Source organism: Amycolatopsis marina (assembly GCF_900111885.1).
Taxonomy (GTDB): Bacteria; Actinomycetota; Actinomycetes; order Mycobacteriales; family Pseudonocardiaceae; genus Amycolatopsis; species Amycolatopsis marina.
Map to the genome: position 1 here is coordinate 1,650 of NZ_FOKG01000011.1, position 17,346 is coordinate 18,995.

The 17,346-nt window shown below is 65.8% G+C and carries 19 protein-coding genes; 16 read left to right on the forward strand and 3 right to left on the reverse strand.

The features are described from left to right. The first annotated feature begins 470 nt into the window (after positions 1-470). A complete protein-coding gene (locus BM199_RS18405) occupies positions 471-1,220 on the forward strand; it encodes a hypothetical protein (RefSeq protein ID WP_143101859.1) in 750 nt (249 codons plus the stop codon). Between the two features lie 69 nt (positions 1,221-1,289). Here BM199_RS18405 and BM199_RS33340 read toward each other — a convergent pair whose 3' ends face one another. Next, positions 1,290-1,472 (reverse strand): hypothetical protein, encoded by a 183-nt coding sequence (locus BM199_RS33340; protein ID WP_143101860.1) that lies wholly within the window; start codon positions 1,470-1,472, stop codon positions 1,290-1,292. 154 nt (positions 1,473-1,626) lie between these two features. On the opposite strand from BM199_RS33340, the gene BM199_RS18410 reads away from it, so the two are divergent. Further along, entirely contained in the window at positions 1,627-2,217 is a 591-nt protein-coding gene (locus BM199_RS18410) for a hypothetical protein (protein ID WP_143101861.1), read from the forward strand. A 236-nt stretch (positions 2,218-2,453) separates the two neighbouring features. Here BM199_RS18410 and BM199_RS18415 read toward each other — a convergent pair whose 3' ends face one another. Continuing rightward, entirely contained in the window at positions 2,454-3,293 is an 840-nt protein-coding gene (locus BM199_RS18415; protein ID WP_091674504.1) for a helix-turn-helix domain-containing GNAT family N-acetyltransferase, read from the reverse strand. A 102-nt stretch (positions 3,294-3,395) separates the two neighbouring features. Here BM199_RS18415 and BM199_RS18420 point away from each other — a divergent pair, with 102 nt between their 5' ends. From BM199_RS18420 to BM199_RS18430, 3 genes are read left to right on the forward strand one after another with little or no spacing between them, the layout of a single operon-like run. Beyond that, on the forward strand, positions 3,396-4,733 hold the full coding sequence (locus tag BM199_RS18420) for an FAD-dependent oxidoreductase (RefSeq protein WP_091674505.1): 1,338 nt from the start codon (positions 3,396-3,398) through the stop codon (positions 4,731-4,733). 24 nt (positions 4,734-4,757) lie between these two features. After that, a complete protein-coding gene (locus tag BM199_RS18425; protein ID WP_245788444.1) occupies positions 4,758-5,975 on the forward strand; it encodes an MFS transporter in 1,218 nt (405 codons plus the stop codon). Beyond that, positions 5,968-7,050 carry a flavin-containing monooxygenase gene (locus BM199_RS18430; protein WP_091674507.1) on the forward strand — a complete coding sequence of 361 codons (1,083 nt, stop codon included), beginning with the start codon at positions 5,968-5,970 and terminating at the stop codon, positions 7,048-7,050. Before BM199_RS18425 ends, BM199_RS18430 begins: the two co-directional genes overlap by 8 nt. Positions 7,051-7,134: 84 nt before the next feature. Here the strand turns inward: BM199_RS18430 and BM199_RS34585 are convergent, their stop codons facing one another. Then, entirely contained in the window at positions 7,135-7,461 is a 327-nt protein-coding gene (locus tag BM199_RS34585) for a low molecular weight phosphatase family protein (protein WP_245788445.1), read from the reverse strand. A 497-nt stretch (positions 7,462-7,958) separates the two neighbouring features. Here BM199_RS34585 and BM199_RS18440 point away from each other — a divergent pair, with 497 nt between their 5' ends. The 11 genes from BM199_RS18440 (at position 7,959) to BM199_RS18490 (ending at position 17,342) form a co-directional block, all read left to right on the forward strand. Next, positions 7,959-8,783 carry a DUF72 domain-containing protein gene (locus BM199_RS18440; RefSeq protein WP_091674508.1) on the forward strand — a complete coding sequence of 275 codons (825 nt, stop codon included), beginning with the start codon at positions 7,959-7,961 and terminating at the stop codon, positions 8,781-8,783. Positions 8,784-9,261: 478 nt separating this feature from the next. Continuing rightward, a complete protein-coding gene (locus BM199_RS18445; RefSeq protein WP_143101862.1) occupies positions 9,262-9,750 on the forward strand; it encodes a hypothetical protein in 489 nt (162 codons plus the stop codon). Positions 9,751-10,153: 403 nt separating this feature from the next. Further along, positions 10,154-10,390: a response regulator transcription factor gene (locus tag BM199_RS35210; RefSeq protein ID WP_425425548.1), complete on the forward strand. Its 237-nt coding sequence runs from the start codon at positions 10,154-10,156 to the stop codon at positions 10,388-10,390. Positions 10,391-10,521: 131 nt separating this feature from the next. Further along, the gene (locus tag BM199_RS18455) at positions 10,522-10,953 is read left to right on the forward strand and encodes a peptidase inhibitor family I36 protein (protein WP_091674511.1); all 432 of its coding nucleotides are present in this window, start codon (positions 10,522-10,524) and stop codon (positions 10,951-10,953) included. Positions 10,954-11,094: 141 nt separating this feature from the next. Then, positions 11,095-12,024, forward strand: a complete 930-nt coding sequence (locus BM199_RS33345) for a hypothetical protein (protein WP_143101863.1) — start codon at positions 11,095-11,097, stop codon at positions 12,022-12,024. 428 nt (positions 12,025-12,452) lie between these two features. Then, positions 12,453-13,364, forward strand: coding sequence for a peptidoglycan-binding protein (locus BM199_RS18465; RefSeq protein WP_177242683.1), 912 nt, complete (start codon positions 12,453-12,455; stop codon positions 13,362-13,364). Beyond that, on the forward strand, positions 13,361-14,086 hold the full coding sequence (locus BM199_RS18470; RefSeq protein WP_091674514.1) for an ABC transporter ATP-binding protein: 726 nt from the start codon (positions 13,361-13,363) through the stop codon (positions 14,084-14,086). Before BM199_RS18465 ends, BM199_RS18470 begins: the two co-directional genes overlap by 4 nt. Beyond that, entirely contained in the window at positions 14,079-15,308 is a 1,230-nt protein-coding gene (locus BM199_RS18475; protein ID WP_091674515.1) for an ABC transporter permease, read from the forward strand. The genes BM199_RS18470 and BM199_RS18475 overlap by 8 nt, the downstream gene beginning before the upstream one ends. A gap of 558 nt (positions 15,309-15,866) precedes the next feature. Then, positions 15,867-16,304 (forward strand): VOC family protein, encoded by a 438-nt coding sequence (locus BM199_RS18480; RefSeq protein WP_091674516.1) that lies wholly within the window; start codon positions 15,867-15,869, stop codon positions 16,302-16,304. Between the two features lie 253 nt (positions 16,305-16,557). Further along, the gene (locus tag BM199_RS18485) at positions 16,558-17,007 is read left to right on the forward strand and encodes an SRPBCC domain-containing protein (RefSeq protein ID WP_091674517.1); all 450 of its coding nucleotides are present in this window, start codon (positions 16,558-16,560) and stop codon (positions 17,005-17,007) included. Beyond that, a complete protein-coding gene (locus tag BM199_RS18490) occupies positions 17,004-17,342 on the forward strand; it encodes an ArsR/SmtB family transcription factor (protein WP_091674518.1) in 339 nt (112 codons plus the stop codon). The genes BM199_RS18485 and BM199_RS18490 overlap by 4 nt, the downstream gene beginning before the upstream one ends. The last annotated feature ends 4 nt before the right edge of the window (positions 17,343-17,346 follow it).

The window sequence follows — 17,346 nt, forward strand, 5'->3', positions numbered from 1 at the left end:
GGCAAACGAACACTGATCCCCACCCCACGCACCCGGCTTCGAGACGGCGACCTCGTCATCGTCGCGATCCCCCGCCAACCCGACGCCTCCAAACTGGTCACCACCTGGGCCCGCGGAGAATGAGCGGTGATCAGGCGACGCCCACAAAGGCGGCGATGGCCAGGATGATCGCAACATAGCGGGAACACGTGCAGCTCCAGTTCAGTCCTTCCTGGCCGGCACGACGAGCACATCCGATGACGCGTCCCGCAACACGTGCTGGGCAACGACCCGCGCTCCCCCATCGCCGTGCTCCGCCGTGAGGTAACGGCTGTTCCGGTGGACGAAGTTCTACCTGATCGCGTAACCGCGGCGGCCTCGGCCGGGGATTCGGACACGCACCACGGGTCGAACTCGCGCACCGTCGGCAGGGTCGCCCCAGCTTGCCGCAGGGTGGAACAGAACCAGCGTGCCGCCGGGACGTTTCGGCTATGCTCACTCGTATTTCCCACAACTGGCGAGCGATGGGGAGCATGTCGCACTGGACGAACTGGGTGGAACTGGGGTCCTGGTTGGCGGCGATAATTGGTACGCTGGTCGCTGTCGCCATGGCCGTGCAGGCATCGAACACCGCTCGGATGAAGGCGACGCTGGATATGGCGAGGCCCTTTGTGCGCGCGTTGGCGCTCTCCCTGGACAAGCCAGAAATCCTGGCGGCATACGAATCCGAGTGGACGACCGCCAAGGACATCCTGCGCAAGAAGACACGCCGCAAGCTCGTTGTGGCAGGATTGGCATTTGTCGTACCGGCAATGGGGGTCGCCGCGGCCCTACTTCTTCCTCAGTTTACTTATCCTGCCGAGGCACGATTCTCCGTCGGCGACGCGGCACAGCAGAAATGCGTCATCACGGGTCGAGACTGGGCAACTCGGGCTACATGTACCAACCACTGGTTCCTCAACTCGTCGGGGCAGAGGATTCAGGCACAGGCCACCCTTCTAAGTCAGGCACGCCAGACAGATCTGGACATCATCGTTGGTGGCTGCTCGGGCCGCGCACAGATTCAGTGGGAGCTTCTCGCTGATGGCGAACCTCTCGGCAACGGCACGGCTGGTTCTGGGAGTCAGGAACAAAAACTGAACGTGCCTAGGGGCACGTCATCGCTCACCATTCGAGCCGAGCGGATCGATGATGTTTCGTGCTCCGCAGAACTCGTCGTCAAGGCCGTTGTGTGGCCCTAGAGCCTGTGCAGACGTTTTAACCAGCGCGCGGTGACCGGACCGGCGCAGGATCCGACAGAGCGAATTCGCTCATCGAGCCTCCTCGGCAGCCGGGGAGGCGAGATCCGGGCCCGCGGGGAGCAGGTCCCGGTGCTGGTCGATTTCGAGAACCTGGTGCTCGGCGCGATCGCCAACCTGCCCGGCCGGGCGGAGCCGGTTCCGGCGAGGGCGCTGACCTGGCTGTGCCGCGCCCGCTACCGTTGCCGACAGCATCGCCGCCCAACCATCAAACGTCGAAGTAGAGCAACTGGTGGACACTCGAGGCGGTCCGATGGTGAGCGTCAGGATCTGAGCCCGACAAAGCTCGATCAACGGGTGTCCCGCGAACATTCTTCGGGCGCGGGTTGAGGCGGCTAGTCTGCTCGCTGTGAACGTTAAGCGTTCGGCGCTGGTCGGACTGCTCGTGGCTGCTCTGGTAGGCGGCTGCACCGCAGAATCAGGCGATACGCCCGCCACCATGCCGGCAACGACGACGGTTACGCCGCGACCCCTTGAGCCGCTGCCGGGCTCCACGCCACCGGGCACGCGACTGAGATTCGGCGAGAAAGCGGTGATCACGATCGGCAGGGCCGACGATCCGTCGCGTGTGGGCGTCATCGTCACGGGCGTGGAGAAGGCCCCAACCGAGGACATGGCCGTCCTGCGCGGGTACCCGGAAGTCGGGCGCTGGGCGTACTTCATTCGCATCGTCCTGGTCAATGAGGACGGCGACGACAACTACAGCGGTTACAGCGGTCCGACTCTCTACGGCGAACTCGAGGATGGCGGCGACGCCGGCCAGTTCCGATTCCTGGGCTCGGACCTCCGTCTGCCGCACTGCACCGTCCACAGCTCACCGCCGGCGGGATGGGACGACCCAGGCGCTCGGTTCGAGAGCTGCCGGATCATCTTCGCGAACCCCGACAGTGTCCGCCTCAGCCCGGGCTACGGAAACGGTGGAATCTATTGGGAGGAATGACCGGCACGCTAGGCCTCGACGCCACTGCGCTGACGCACCGGACGTTCAATCACTACGCGCCATGATACAGCCTCGCGATCCATGGCCCGGCGATGAACATACTCACCGAGGGTCAAGTCGCACTATTCGGGGTGACGTGGACTTCCGGGGGTCGGAGAAGTGGGGCGGGCACAGCACAGGTAGACCTTCGAGCCGGATGGTCCTTCCAGCCCTGCCGTGAGTGTCCGCAGATCGGGTCAGCGGACGGGTGAGCGGCGTTCGAGGAGGATGGTGTCGTGCCAGGTGCCGTCGCGTTGGGCGATGCGTTCGCGGATGCCGACGGTGCGGTATCCGGCGGCGTGGTGTAGGGCGATGCTGGCGCGGTTTTCGGTGAGGATGGAGGTCTGCAGGGTCCATAGCCCGTCGGCGTCGGCGGCTTTGACTTGCTTGTACAGCAGCGCTTTGCCGACACCACGACCGCGGTAGCCGTCGGCGACGTAGACGGAGGTTTCGGCGACGCCGGAGTAGCAGTCGCGTGTGGACACCGGGCTGGCGGCGGTCCAGCCGACGACCTCGCCGTCGATTTCGGCGACCCAACGATGGTCGGTCAGCCATGTCGCGTCGAGGCTGGTGCGGCTGGGCACGGTTGTGTCGAAGGTTGCCAGGCCGGTGGCGACGCCCTCGGCGTAGATGCGACGCACCGCGGGCCAGTCGCGGGGTTCGAGGCCGCGGACGGCGACGTCGGCCGGGACGTCGTCGGGGCAGCACGGGCGGGGTGCGAGCAGCCCCATGACAGCGTCGGCGGCGTGGGGCAGTCCGGCGCAGCAGGCCTGGTTGACGGTGACGAACGTGGCTGTGCCCTCTTTGTGGAGGCGGACGAAGCCGACGTCGGCGAGTTTGCGCACGTGGTGCGAGGTGGTGGATTGACTGGTGCCGAGGATCTCGGTCAGTGCGCCGACGGTGATGCCCCTCGGGGTGGTGGCCACCGCGTGCAGCAGGCGTACTCGAACGGGTTCGGCGAGGCAGGCGAACCAGTCGGCGTAGGTGGCGGCCTCGGCGGTGGGCAGGACCTGGGCTTGGGGCAGTGCGACCGGCATGACCTCAGTGTATATCGATTCGAATAGATGGTTGCATTCATCGAGTGGCATCGATACTCTCACCGCGAGTCAATCGAACGGGATCGATGAAAGAGGTATGGGATGGGTGACCTTCCTGTCGTGGTTGTCGGGGCGGGGCCGGTGGGCCTGGCCGCGGCGGCGGAGCTGGCCGAGCGTGGCCTGGTGCCGTTGGTGCTGGAACGCGGCGAGCACGCGGGGGCGACGGTCGCGCAGTGGCGTCACGTGCGGTTGTTCTCGCGCTGGGCCGAGGTGGTGGCTCCGGCCGCGCGTCGGCTGCTGGAGTCTCGTGGGTGGCGGCACCCGGATGTCGAGGGGTATCCGACCGGTGGGGAATGGACGGACGTGTACCTGCGTCCGTTGGCCGAGGCGTTGGGCGAGCGGGTGCGGTTCGGTGTCGAGGTTGTGGGTGTCGCCCGCCGGGGCCGGGATCGTGTGGTCGACGCCGGGCGCGACAGTGAGCCGCTGACCGTGCACGTTCGCAGGGCCGACGGTGGTGAGGAACGGATCACCGCACGCGGGGTGATCGACGCTTCGGGCACCTGGACCTCGCCCAATCCGCTGGGTGGGGACGGATTGCCCGCGCTCGGTGAAGCCGCCGCCGGGGACCGCATCGCGTATCGGGTGCCGAACCTGGACGACCCTGGGGACGCCGACCGGTACAGGGGCCGGCATGTGGTGGTGGCGGGCAGTGGGCACTCGGCGCTGACCGCGCTGGTGGCCTTCGCGGAGCTGGCCGAGCGGCAGCCGTCGACACGGGTCACCTGGCTGGTGCGCCGGAACGTGGACGCAGCGGTGTTCGGTGGCGGGGAGGCCGACCAGCTCCCCGCTCGTGGCGCACTCGGGTTGCGGGCCAGAGCCGCCGTCGAGGCCGGGCGGATCGCGGTGACCGCGGAGTTCCGGACCGCAGCGGTGGACCGGGCCGAGGACGGGTGGCTGACGCTGGTGTCGGCCAACGGCGAGCGGCTGGAGGCGGTGGACGAGGTCGTGGTGCTGGCCGGGTTCCGGCCGGACCTGTCGTGGTTGTCGGAGCTTCGCCTCTCGCTGGACGCAACGTTGCAGGCACCGGTCGCGCTGGCGCCGTTGATCGACCCGAATGTGCACTCCTGCGGCACGGTCTATCCCCACGGGGCGGCCGAACTCGCGCACCCGGAGCCAGGGGTGTTCCTGGCCGGGATGAAGAGTTATGGGCGTGCACCGACGTTTCTGGCGATGACCGGCTACGAGCAGGTCCGCTCGATCGCCGCCGCCCTGGCCGGGGATTCCGCGTCCGCGGCACGGGTGGAGCTGGTGCTGCCGGAGACCGGGGTGTGCAGCGGCGCTGGGGTGACCGACACACCGGACGACGAGCACGACGAAGACGGCTGCGGCGCACCATCCGCCGCCGAGGACCTGTCGTTGTCCGCGACCTTCGCGCGCTGACGCACGGTGGTCCACTCGCAGACATTGTCCACACGGGACACGTCGACCGGTGCGGGGTTACGGCGGGTGCTGGCCGTGCTGTGTGCCACGGAGATCACCAGCTGGGGCGTGCTCTACTACGCCTTCCCGGTCCTGGCCGGACACATCACCGCGGACACCGGCTGGTCAGCCACCGCCCTCACCGCCGCGTTCTCGGCCGGGCTGCTGGTGGCCGCCCTGGTGGGGATCCCGGTGGGGCGGTGGATCGACCGGCGTGGTCCGCGCGGGGTGATGACCGCGGGCTCGCTGCTGGCGGTGCCGGCACTGACCGCGGTCGCGACAGCGCAGAACCTGGCGTGGTTCGTCGGGGCATGGCTGGTGGCCGGGGTGGCGATGGGCGCGGTGCTCTACCCACCCGCGTTCGCCGCGCTCACCCGCTGGCACGGCCCGAACCCCGTGCGCGCCCTGACCGTGCTCACCCTGGCCGCCGGGCTGGCCAGCACCGTCTTCGCGCCCCTGACCGCGTGGCTGTCGGCCCACCTGGACTGGCGGGGCACCTATCTCGTGCTCATCGTCGTCCTCGCGGCCGTCACCGTCCCCGGTCACTGGCTCGGGCTGCGGCTGCCCTGGCCGCCCAGCCCGCAGGCCGAGCAGCGGCATGTCCACGCCCACGAGCCGGGTCAGGTCGCCCGCAGTCCGGCGTTCCTCGCGTTGACCGTCGCGTTGAGCGTGGCCTCGTTCGCGACGTTCGCGGTCGTGGTCACCCTCGTGCCGCTGCTGGCCGAACGGGGCGTGGACACCGGCACCGCCGCGCTCGCGCTCGGCCTGGGCGGTGTCGGGCAGGTCGTCGGCCGCCTGGGCTACGGAAAGCTCACCCGACACACCGGCGTGCGCACCCGCACCCTGGTGATCCTGCTGGCCATGGCGGTCACCACCGCGCTGCTGGGTGTGCTCACCACGGTGACCGCCCTCATCGCCGCATCGGTCCTGGCCGGTATGGCTCGCGGGGTGTTCACCCTGCTGCAGGCGACCGCGGTCACCGACCGCTGGGGAGCGGCGCATTACGGCCGGCTCACCGGGCTCTTGTCGGCCCCGCTGACGATCACGATGGCGCTCGCCCCGTTCGCCGCGACCGCGCTGGCCGCCCTGCTCCACGGCTACGCGGTCACGTTCCTCGTCCTGGGCGCGGTCACCGGTGCCGCCGCCCTGCTGTCCTTCGCCACCACACCACAACCCCAGAAAGGGATGACCATCCATGACTGACACCAGAACCGAGGTCGTCGTGATCGGCGCGGGCCAGTCCGGCCTCACGGCCGCGCACACCCTCACCACCCACGGCCTCACCCCGCTGGTGCTGGAAGCCGGGCCGGAGCCGACCGGATCGTGGCCGCGCTACTACGACAGCCTCACGGTGTTCTCCCCCGCCCAGTACGCCACCATGCCCGGTCTCGACTTCCCCGCCGACCCCGACCACTACCCCCACCGCGATGAGGTCGTCGCCTACTTGCGCCGCTACGCGGCCGGCCTGGATGCCGACATCCGCACCAACACCGCAGTGACCGCGGTGCGGTCCGACGAGGAACGCGGGTTCCTCGTCCACACCGCGCACGGCGAGACCATTCACGCCGCGGGTGTGGTCGCCGCTACCGGCTCGTTCGGCCACCCCCACACACCGGTGCTGCCAGGCCAGGAGCAGTTCACCGGGCGAGTGCTGCACGTGGCGGACTATCGCAACCCCAAACACCACGTCGGTGAACGCATCGTCGTGGTCGGCGCGGGCAACTCCGCGGTCCAGGTCGCCTACGAACTGGCCGAGGTCGCCGAGGTCTCGCTGGCCACCCGCAGCCCGCTCGCCTTCGTGCCTCAGCGCCGCGACGGACACGACCTGCACCACTGGCTGGACACCTCAGGCTTCGATCACCTTCCGCCGGAATGGCTTATCCGCTACCTCGGCGGAAACCTCGTGCTCGACACCGGCGACTACCGCGACGCCCTGACCAACGGCCGGATGCAGCGGCGGCCGATGTTCACCGCCTTCGACCACGACGCCGTCGTATGGGCCGAGGGTACCCGGGAGAGGGTGGACACGGTGCTGTTCGCCACCGGCTACCGCCCGCATCTGGACTACCTCACCCCGCTGGGCGGACTTGACGACAACGGGCTGCCCCGCCACTCCAGCGGCGTGTCGGTGACCCACCCCGGGCTGGTCTACCTGGGACTGGAGTTCCAGCGGACCTTCTCCTCCAACACCCTGCGCGGAGTCCACCGCGACGCCGAACACGTGATCCCCGCTCTGCTCGCCCACGTAGCCAACGCCCCCGCCGCCATCGGCCTGTAAGCCGGCACGACCCCTCACAGCACGCTTGTCTACGACATCGGTCACCGGGCAGGCGTGCTGTGGGTAGTCGTCGGAGCCGTGCCATTAGTAGTCCAGGATCTCGCTCAGCAGCGTCCGGACCCGCCGGACGATGTCGTCGCGGATGGGACGGACGGCGCCGACGGACTGCCCAGCGGGGTCGTCGAGGTCGCAGTCGAGGTAGCGCTTGCCGGGGCAGGCATCGCGGAAGTGCGCGGTCAGCGTGAGCAGGTCGGTTTTGACAACCGCCTGGCTGAGGACCCGCCGCGCAACCGGAAGGCTCGGGCATTCCTGCACTCGGCCCACCGCACCGGCGACATCGACTTCCCCACAGGTGGCCGGCATCGTCATCGTCGCCGGCGCGGCCGCCCAGCGAAACGGCAGACGCCACACCGATCCCGTCGCTCCGACCGCTCTGCCCGCGGCGACTGCGAATGAGACCTCATGACCGTGAGACCGAAGTACCGCTCGACGTTCATCTTCGAAGTCGGCACTCTCGATGACGACTTCCACTCCACTACGGCGCCCGTGAGCTGACGTCCAGCACAGAGGGGCCACAAGCGGAAACACGGCTTGCACCCCTGTTGTCTGCGCGTTTTGTTGCTGGTGATGCCAAGGCGAGTGCATGATCTGTCGATCACCTCAACGCCGTGCCGTATAGAGTGTTATACATCTGGATACGGCACGGCGTTGAAGGCGGGCCAGGTCCCCGTCGCCGCCGGAGAGCAGCGTCGTCTTGCGTGCTCTCACTGACCGGCACGCTCGCCGACACGCCCACGATGGCCGGATTGGGTGTTCCGCTACCGCAGTCCCGCCGGGCTGGCAAAATACTGTTTCACTCACGATCGATGGGAGCTGGCGGAGTGGCACGTCTTCATGTCGGCTGCGCGATGTGGACCCACAAGGCGTGGCCCGGACGGTTCCTGCCGCAGTCGCTGCCGGCCAGGGAGCGCCTGCGGGCCTACGCCGGCTGGTGCAACGCGGTCGAAGGCAACACCACCTTCTACGCGACTCCCGCCCGGAGCACCGTCGCGACGTGGGCGCAGCAGACCGGACCCAATTTCCGGTTCGTGGTCAAGCTGCCCAAGATCGTCACGCACGAGCGCCGGTTCGTCGGGGTCGAGTCCGAGATGCGGGCGTTCCTGGACGCGCTCGAGCCCCTCGGCGACCGGGCGGTCCTGTGGACCCAGTTGCCCGGCTCGTTCGGCCCCTCGGACGTCGATGCCCTCGGCCGTTTCCTGCGCCGGCTCCCCGCCGACCGCCGACGCGCCGTCGAGGTGCGCCATCCCGGATTCTTCACCAACGCAGGCTCGACGTCGCTGCTGGAGGGGGCGCTGGCCGACGCGGACGCCGAGTGGGTGCCGTTCGACACCACGGTTTTCTTCCAGAGCCCGCCGACCAGTGAGGCCGCGCGGGATGCCTGGGCCAAGAAACCGCGGCTGCCGCGGCGGACGCGGGCACTGACCGACCAGCCGATCGTCCGCTACCTGGGCCGGGACTCGGTCGAGGAGACGGTCGAGGGGTGGCGGCCGTGGACCGCAGTGGTCGCCGACTGGCTGCGCGAGGGTCGGTCGCCGACGGTTTTCCTGCACACTCCAGACAACGACGAAGCACCGGCGCTCGCCCGCCGGTTTTACGACGACGTGCGAACGCTGGTGCCCGGCCTCGACGCACTGCCCGAACCGGACCCGGTCCAGCCCGCGACCCTGTTCTGAGCGATGTCACGTTCGAGCGGGACGCACCGTCACCTCGACACTGACAACATCTTGATCACCGGATCCGCTACGCCCAGGCTGCGCCGCCGCGCGCCGGTCGCTGACCGCGGGCTGGGATGTGGCCGCCCCGACCAGCCCGATGCCACCAGGAATCACCGCCCGAGACATTGATCAACAGTAGCGCGGTTCGAAAGCGATTCGGCCTCCACGTTCGGTCCGTACCCAGTCGGTTTGGGCCGTTCGCGGTGATCCGCCCCGGCAGGGTGTCGGTCCGCGCAGGACCGACGGTCATCTCTGCCGGCCGCGGCCGGCGAAGCCGCCGAGAAGCATGCTGAACCTTCCTCAACCGGCATTGGTACTCCGGTTCATTCCCGCGGGTGAGTGGTCTCCCCCGGCAAGGGGAGGCTTTCGTCGGCCGGCCCTCGCGATCCTGGCATCTATGAGGAAGACAAGGAGAACAGTGCTCAGCTTGGTGAGTGTGGCAGTCGCGATGCTGGCGATGGCTGGTGCGGCAAGCTCGGAAGCCGAGACCTCACGAAATGTCGCCGTGCTGGGCCACGCCGAGATCGACACGCACGACCCGTACTCCGTATTCGGGTTCACCGTCCATGCACAGGGAAATGGCCGTTCCGGCAAAGGTGTGGTCTGGATGTCGCATCACAACGACGAGCAGATCGCCTGGATGGTCGCGAGAGTTGACTGCGTACGAACCAAAGGCAAGGTCGCTGTTGTGACCGCGGTGGTGAGCGACGCCCAGGACTTCCCGCCGGCGCGGCCGGGGGAATCCATCGCCTTGGCGGTGCGCGACAACGGCAGTCAGGACACTTTGAGCTTCGCATCAAGGGAGCAGGCGACTCGGTGTCATACGGCGCAGGAACCGGATCATCCCATCACCAGGGGTGACTTCCGAATCCTGGCGAGGCCGCACAACCAACCTGCGTCCGGCAACTCCGGGCACCCTAGTTGAGGTGGGACGTCCGATTGGCCACTGACCGGTAGCTCGACCTGACGACTGCGAGGCCGCCGGGGACAGAATTCGCAGGATGGCGGACATGCCCCAGCCGGTGCACCCGGAACCTCTCCAGACTCCCTGGCATGTCTCGTCTCGTCGTCGTGCCCCACAGCCGCTCATGTCCCTACGTAGTGGGTCGTATGAAGAGAGACGCTCACGGGCGGACGCATTTCCTGGCCAGAGTCCGCGATCGTGATGGTACCGAAAATGAGGAGCGCATCAGGTGCCAACCGATACACGTCAGGGCGCCATGCTGGTTCGAGCACGAAGGACGAAACACGACCACCAATTGCGCCACAGTGGAGGATTGCTACAGGGGAATGTCATGGATTTACTGTGCTGTGCACGACACGTCGTCATGGCCCGATCGGCGAGTAATCGTGAGATCGAGATACTCATGTTAGTGGCGACCGGAGCAAATGGTAGCGAAATAGCGGACAAGCTGCATATCAGTAACCACACCGTCAAATCACATATAAAAAGCCTGCGAAGAAAGCTGTGCGCTCGTGACCGTGCCCATCTTGTTGCGCTGGCGTTCCATGCAGGCCTCCTCGACGTGAACTCCCCCATGGGGGGATGTCGTGAGTCACGGTGAACGCTAGCGTCATATGAGTCAGGTTGGTTCAGAAACCTGCCAAACGGGCCGTGACGACTCGAGCCCTCGGCCTTCACGGGGATCTTGAACTCAACGAAGCTGGTGTTTCATGATCTGAATGAGGAGATCGAATGCGAAGAAGTTTTGCCCGGATAGGAGTAGTGCTGGTAGCGGCAACAGGCTCGGCGCTGATCTCGCTGGGTGTTGCCTCTCCAGCCAGTGCGGGCAGGTATGATTGCGACCCCGGTGAGTACTGCACCTACAACGACTTTGCCTACTCCGGTGGCCGTTTCACCACAGAGTCCACCACTCCCGATTACGACGGTGTGGACGCATGGACCAAGCTGCCCGTCACTGGCACCCTGGTTCCGGTCACACTCAACGATAGGGTGAGCTCCTATCGCAACAACGGAAATCCGCACACCTACTCTGTGGTCGCCTCTTACGAGCACAGGTACGGTGGCGGCCGGTTGCTCTGGAAAGCGCCGTTGGGTGCCAATTCCAGATATGTCGGAGACAACAACAACGACAGAGCTAGTGGGCACTACTGGGTTCGAAGTTGAGTAAGGCGAGCACATCCGACGTGCAGGGCCACTGACTGGCTGTTTCTGTAGGTGTCGACGCTTTAGCTCGGCACCTACAGAAACTTCATTCCGACTTACGTACTCGCAATCAATTCGTTCGGTGACCACTGGAGTGCCGGCATGGCTACGAGTGTCCGTCAGATGGCGGTTTTGGTACTCGGTCTGGTTGTTCTTTCTTCTGGTTGTGCAACACGAACCGGTGAACAATCGATCGACCAGTCTCCGCCCGCACTTGACAACGTCGAGAAGTTGACAAATTCTCAGGACATCGCCTTACCGTTGGATTTCTATCGGGCAACCAAAGAGCAAAGGGCTGTCATAGCGACGGCCAAGGACTTGGCAACCCGCGATTGCCTGCGTCGTTTCGGGTTCGATTGGAAAGTTGTTGAGCATACGGGCGCGCAACCACCTAGTCGACGTTATGGCATTGGCGACCTGACTGAGGTTTCAAAGTACGGGTATCATCTTCCTCCGGACTATCCTGTGAGAAACGAGCAGCCCAAAGAAATCGAATCGGAAAGTGCGCGCAAAACTGACAAGACCGCGATCAACATCGTCCTGAACGGGCACGAGACGTTCGTACCGAACAGTAATGAGAAGGTGCCCGAAGGTGGCTGCCACGGTGAGGCCCGACGATCGCTCGGTGTGACGGACTCGGCCGAGGGGACCGGCCAGTTCGACTCGGTGGAACTCGCCCCCGTCCTTGACAGTGAGGCCGCGCACCTCACCGAAAAGGACCCGCGCCTGCTGGACGCGTTCGGCAGGTGGAGTGAATGCATGAACCGCGCGGGGTATCACTACCACGACCCGTGGGAGGCCAACGATGATCGGGCGTGGGGTGGTGAGACGGCTTCGGCGAGGGAGATCAGCACGGCCGTGGCGGACCTGCGTTGTCGACAGGAACACAATGTCGCGGGCCTCTATTTCGCAATTGAGACCGCTTACCAGAATCGGCTGATCGACCGTCATGCAGAGCTGTTGCGGCAGCAGAAAGCGCAACTCGAGGAACGGATTCGCGTAGCGCACAAGGTGGTGGCGAACACTCGATGAACACTGATCGGCCTGCGACTGTTGGCCTGCGGCGAAGGCAGAGAGCCGTGCTGTCTGTGGTGCTGGCCGCCACACTCCTGGCGGTCGGTGGACTCGTGGGCGCGACATTCGTGAGGTCTCCCGCACAACTCGCCGCGGACAGCGAACCTCCGCCGCCTACGCTGCTCACGGCGAAGGTGGCCCGTCAAGAGATCAGTGAGACCGTGATCTTCAGAGGTGTGGTCACAGCCGCCCACGAGCTGGATGTGACCTCCGCAGCCGGCAGTCCGGAAGGGGCTCAGCCTGTGGTCACGGCTGTCAACACGGCTGACGGCAAGTCGGTCGCCGCGGGGAAGGTTCTGGTGGAGGTGTCCGGCCGACCGGTCTTCGCTCTCCCCGGGGACAGTCCCGCCTACCGGGACCTCCGCCCCGGCAGCACCGGCGACGACGTGGCGATGCTGCAGGCGGCGCTACAGAGCATGGGACTGTCCACGAACGGTGACACAGATGGCCACTTCGGTGCGAAGACGAAGAACGCCGTTCGACAACTCTACGAACGATCGGGATTCCAACCACCCACGACCGCAAGCGCGGACGGTAGCCAGGGAGATACGCTGCAGGGCGCCAATGAGGCTGTAGTACACGCCGAACGACAGCTTCGAGACGCGCGGGAGGCCGCGGATTCGGGTCACGCCGTCGCGGACGCCACCGAGGATCTCCTGGCCGCGAAGAAACGACTGTCGGAGTTGGACGCGCGTACCGGCGAGATGATGCCCGCATCGGAAGTGATATTCGTTCCTGCCTTCCCCGCGACGGCGCACAAGGTGAGCGTGCAAGCCGGAGACAAACTCGACGATATCGACGGCCCGCTCCTCACTCTGTCGGCGGGTGAACTGCAGGTGGTGGGCGGCCTGGAACCGGCCGATCGCGCACTTGTCCGGACCGGTCTGGCCGTGGACATCGATTCCGATGTGACAGGCTTTCACACAACAGGAAAAGTATCCGCCGTAGCCGAGACACCGGACCTCGCACCACCCGGCGAAGAGGAAGCCGGCGACGACGCCATGGCCGGCCAGCTCGCGGTCACCGTGACACCAGACACGGAACTCGACCCAGAACTTCTGGGTCAGGACATTCGCCTCACCGCGCGCTCAGCCGCCAGCGCCAAGGAAGTGCACGCTGTCCCACTAGCAGCTGTGACGTCATCGGCCGACGGCAGAACCTACGTCACCAAGATCGTGCCGAACGGACAACGGGTACGAGTAGAGATCCGCACCGGAGCCTCGGGCGACGGGATGGTTGAAGTCGATCCGGTGGGTCAGGCACTGGGCGTCGGCGACCTGGTGGTGACCGGCGAATGAGCACGCCGCACGGGAGCACCCACACACCGCAGGCAGATCCCGTGATAAGCCTCCGGGACGTGGCACGCACCTTTCCTGTCACACCTCCGGTGACCGCGCTGTCCTGTGTCGATCTCGTGGTGAACCGGGGTGAGTATGTCGCGGTCGTCGGGCCTTCCGGATCCGGCAAATCGACTCTCCTGCATCTGCTGGGCCTGCTCGATCGTCCGACAAGCGGGGTCTATGAGCTCAACGGAACCGATGTGAGCCGTCTGGCGGACGGCGATCGCACGGCGATCCGAGGTACGTCGATCGGATTCGTTTTCCAAGCGTTTCACCTGTTGCCCCATCGCACCGCCGTCGAGAACGTGTCCATCGCGATGCTGTATGCCGGTGTACCGGCGTCCCGGCGTACTCGACGTGCGACAGAAGCGCTCGATCGTGTCGGGCTCGGCCATCGGGCACGTGCGATGCCAACGACGCTGTCCGGGGGTGAGAGGCAAAGAGTGGCAGTGGCCAGAGCGCTGGTGAACCGGCCAAGCCTGCTCCTCTGCGACGAGCCGACCGGCAACCTCGACACCGGAAACGCACGGAGTGTGCTCGAACTCATCCAACGGCTCCACCACGACGAACAACTGACCATCATCATGATCACTCACGATCCTCAGGTCGCCGCACGAGCGACCCGCACCATCGAGATTCGCGACGGCATACTCAACGAATCAATGGGCGGCCATGCGTAAAGGCGACCGTTCGCGGTTGAAATGGGCCGATCTGGTGGGGGAGGCGGTGGCCGGTGTCGTACAGCGGCCCGTTCGCTCGATGTTGACCACCCTGGGAACGGTCCTGGGGGCCGGAGCATTCGTCGCGATTCTCGGCTTGACCGCGACGTCGGCAGGCCAAATCAGCCAACGCTTCACCGAGATCGCAGCCACAGAAGTCACAATTTCCGCAGGCGGCGAGCGCAGCCCAGGTGAGCGCGAATTGACGCCCGACCACGGCTTTCCTGTCCGAGCCGACGACACGGTGCAGCGCCTCAACGGTGTCGTCGCGGCGGGTCGGCACTGGCAAGTTCCACTCGACGAGGACACCATGATCAGCGCTCGAGCGCAGGCGCACGGGCGCGACCGAGTGTTGCTGGACGTTTTCGCCGCATCACCAGGCGCATTACGAGCCGCGAACACCGTCCCCGCAGGCGGCGTTCTGTTCGACTCGTTTCACGAACGACACGGCGCCAAAGTCGCCCTGCTCGGCGCGGGAGCGGCAAGTCGCCTCGGAATCTCCCGATTGGATTCGCAGCCCGCAGTTTACATCGGCGATGAAGCCTACACCGTTATCGGCATCATCGAGAACGCCGAAAGACTACCGCATCTTGGATTAGGTGTGACGATTCCGGCCAGCACCGCGCTTACTCGTTACAGTTCACCACTCGATCCGATCCAAATGCTGGTCGAAACACGAATCGGCGCCGCGGAGCTAGTTGCCCGCCAGGCACCGACAGCCCTGCGCCCAGACAATCCGAAGCTGCTTACCGCCACGGCCCCGCCTGACCCAGCGACACTCCGCGACGGCGTGGCGGCCGACGTCAACGGTCTTTTCATTCTGCTCGCCGGACTGGCGCTCGTGATCGGCGCATTCGGCATCGCCAACACCACGATGGTCGCTGTTATGGAACGCGCCAACGAGATCGGACTCCGCCGTGCACTCGGCGCACGAAAACGACACATCGCAACCCAGTTCATCGCCGAGTCAGCCCTCCTCGGGGTACTCGGCGGCCTCATCGGGGCCAGCCTTGGCGTCGTGACCGTCGTCCTCGTGGCGTACACCAAACAGTGGACGGCACTACTCGATCCGCTGGCTGTCCTCCCCGCCCCGATCGTGGGCGGGGCCATCGGCATTCTCGCCGGGCTGTACCCCGCGCTGCGCGCAGCCTCGATCGAACCCGTGGACGCCCTGCAAAGCTAGTGTCGCGTGAGGCCGGTGTCAGCCCATCAGCGTGCTGTCGCTGGGGCTCGAACGCACACATCAGGCCTCGCGTCGGGACCAACTCGGCGACACGAGGCGTGTGGACAGTACGCAACTCGCCGCTCGGACACACTTTCGTGGCAGCACAGCTACATCTGACGTACCAGTGCTTGACGCACTCCAACACCCTGAACCGGCGTTCTGCCGGGCCCCGTCACGCCAGCGGCGCGGTCGGCATGACCAGCCAGGAGCACCTCCGCCTTCCCGCGCATATGCCCGCCCAGACGGCGGAAAACCCCAGCGACGGATCCCATCACGAAAGGATCGAGATCGCTGGCCGGATCATTGCCGGACAGCATCGTATCGCTAATCGTATACGAACTTATGCTGAAACTGCGTAGATTTCTTGGGATGGCCCCGAGATTCCGGATCATCGAGCATCCGCCGCATGCCCCAGGCCATGCGGCGCTGTTGATCGAAGAACACGGGGTTCTCGTCGCCGGCGACATGCTGAACTTGCTCGTGTTCCCGGGATGCCGGTTCCTATAGGCTGGCCAGATGGCTCTCAGGCTGGACAACGTGGGCATCGTCGTCGAGGACCTCGCAGCGGCGATCGAGTTCTTCCGCGAACTCGGCCTCGAACTCGAAGGGCGAGCCATGGTGGAAGGCGAGTGGGCGGGGCGCGTCACTGGCCTCGGCGACCAACGCGTCGAGATCGCCATGATGCGCACGCCGGACGGTCACGGTCGGCTCGAGCTCTCTCGCTTTCTCGCGCCACAGGTGGTCGCCGATCACCGCAACGCGCCGGTGAACGCTCTGGGCTACCTTCGCGTCATGTTCGCGGTGGACGATGTCGACGAGACGCTCGTTCGGCTTCGCAAGCACGGTGCGCAGCTCGTCAGTAGTGAGGTTGTCCAGTACGAGGACGCAAACCGGCTCTGCTATGTCCGCGGACCTGAAGGAATTCTCATCGGGCTCGCCCAAGAACTCCGCTGAGCCCGAACCCACCGTTCCTGTGCTGAGGGGCTGAAGAAGGCGCGGTGACTCGAGGTACTCCTGCACCCTGACGAGGCGGGGGCTTCGTCGCACACTCCGCACACCGCTCAGGCATGGATGTCGAGCACTTCGCTCCTCGACCTGTACTCATCATGCCGTGGACTGCCGCATCTGTGCGCAACAAGAGGTTGCGCATGCTGTTGGCGCGTGCCATAGTGAGCCGCAACAGATGGTTGCATATTGGAGGTCTGCGATGGAGTTCAGAACGTTGGAACGCGTGATCCACATTGACGCGGCACCGGAGGTCGTGTTCGACGTGGTGAGTCGTCCCGAGCACATCAAGATGTGGTGGTCCGATGACGCGTCGTTCAAGCCCGTGCCGGGCGACGTCGGCGAACTGACCTGGGGCGACCGTTCCAAGGTCGCACCTCTGACGATCGTCGAGGTCGACCCGCCCCGAAAGTTCGCGTTCTACTGGGTCGCTCCTGACGGCCAGACACCGGCAGCAGACAACTCGCTGCTCGCCACCTTTGAGCTCGTAGCCTCCGGTGACGGCACGATCCTGCGCCTTACGGAGAGCGGTTGGCGCGACAAGGGCTGGGAACCTGATGTGCTCGAGGAAGCCTTCCGCGATCACGAGCGCGGCTGGAACCTGTTCCTGCCCAGGTTGCAGAGTTATGCCACGTCCGTGGTGACGCGATGACTGTCGCCGTCGATGACGAAGTCTGGTCGGCGATCGGCGACCCGATCAGGCGCCGCCTGATCGATCTGCTGCTCGCGCAGGGAGTCGGTACGCCGACCGGCCTCAGCGATCGCCTTCCGATATCGCGCCAGGCGGTCACCAAGCACCTCGGTGTTCTTGACCGCGCCGGCCTTGTGCATGCGACACCGATGGGCCGTGAGCGCCGTTACGAAGTGGACCAGGCGCAACTCTCGCGCGCCGTCCGGCAACTGAATGAAGTCGGCAAGACCTGGGATGCACGCCTGAACCGCATCAAGCGCATTGCGGAACAGATCCAGCGTCAGCAGCACAACTGAACGG

Coding starts and splice junctions, on each gene's coding strand:
- BM199_RS18475 (WP_091674515.1), top strand. CDS start 14,079: ATGCGTAAAGGCGACCGTTCGCGGTTGAAATGGGCCGATCTGGTGGGG.
- BM199_RS18455 (WP_091674511.1), top strand. CDS start 10,522: ATGCGAAGAAGTTTTGCCCGGATAGGAGTAGTGCTGGTAGCGGCAACA.
- BM199_RS18440 (WP_091674508.1), top strand. CDS start 7,959: ATGTGGACCCACAAGGCGTGGCCCGGACGGTTCCTGCCGCAGTCGCTG.
- BM199_RS33345 (WP_143101863.1), top strand. CDS start 11,095: ATGGCTACGAGTGTCCGTCAGATGGCGGTTTTGGTACTCGGTCTGGTT.
- BM199_RS18485 (WP_091674517.1), top strand. CDS start 16,558: ATGGAGTTCAGAACGTTGGAACGCGTGATCCACATTGACGCGGCACCG.
- BM199_RS18415 (WP_091674504.1), bottom strand. CDS start 3,293: ATGCCGGTCGCACTGCCCCAAGCCCAGGTCCTGCCCACCGCCGAGGCC.
- BM199_RS35210 (WP_425425548.1), top strand. CDS start 10,154: ATGGCCCGATCGGCGAGTAATCGTGAGATCGAGATACTCATGTTAGTG.
- BM199_RS18430 (WP_091674507.1), top strand. CDS start 5,968: ATGACTGACACCAGAACCGAGGTCGTCGTGATCGGCGCGGGCCAGTCC.
- BM199_RS33340 (WP_143101860.1), bottom strand. CDS start 1,472: ATGCTGTCGGCAACGGTAGCGGGCGCGGCACAGCCAGGTCAGCGCCCT.
- BM199_RS18480 (WP_091674516.1), top strand. CDS start 15,867: ATGGCTCTCAGGCTGGACAACGTGGGCATCGTCGTCGAGGACCTCGCA.
- BM199_RS18490 (WP_091674518.1), top strand. CDS start 17,004: ATGACTGTCGCCGTCGATGACGAAGTCTGGTCGGCGATCGGCGACCCG.
- BM199_RS18420 (WP_091674505.1), top strand. CDS start 3,396: ATGGGTGACCTTCCTGTCGTGGTTGTCGGGGCGGGGCCGGTGGGCCTG.
- BM199_RS18470 (WP_091674514.1), top strand. CDS start 13,361: ATGAGCACGCCGCACGGGAGCACCCACACACCGCAGGCAGATCCCGTG.
- BM199_RS18405 (WP_143101859.1), top strand. CDS start 471: ATGCTCACTCGTATTTCCCACAACTGGCGAGCGATGGGGAGCATGTCG.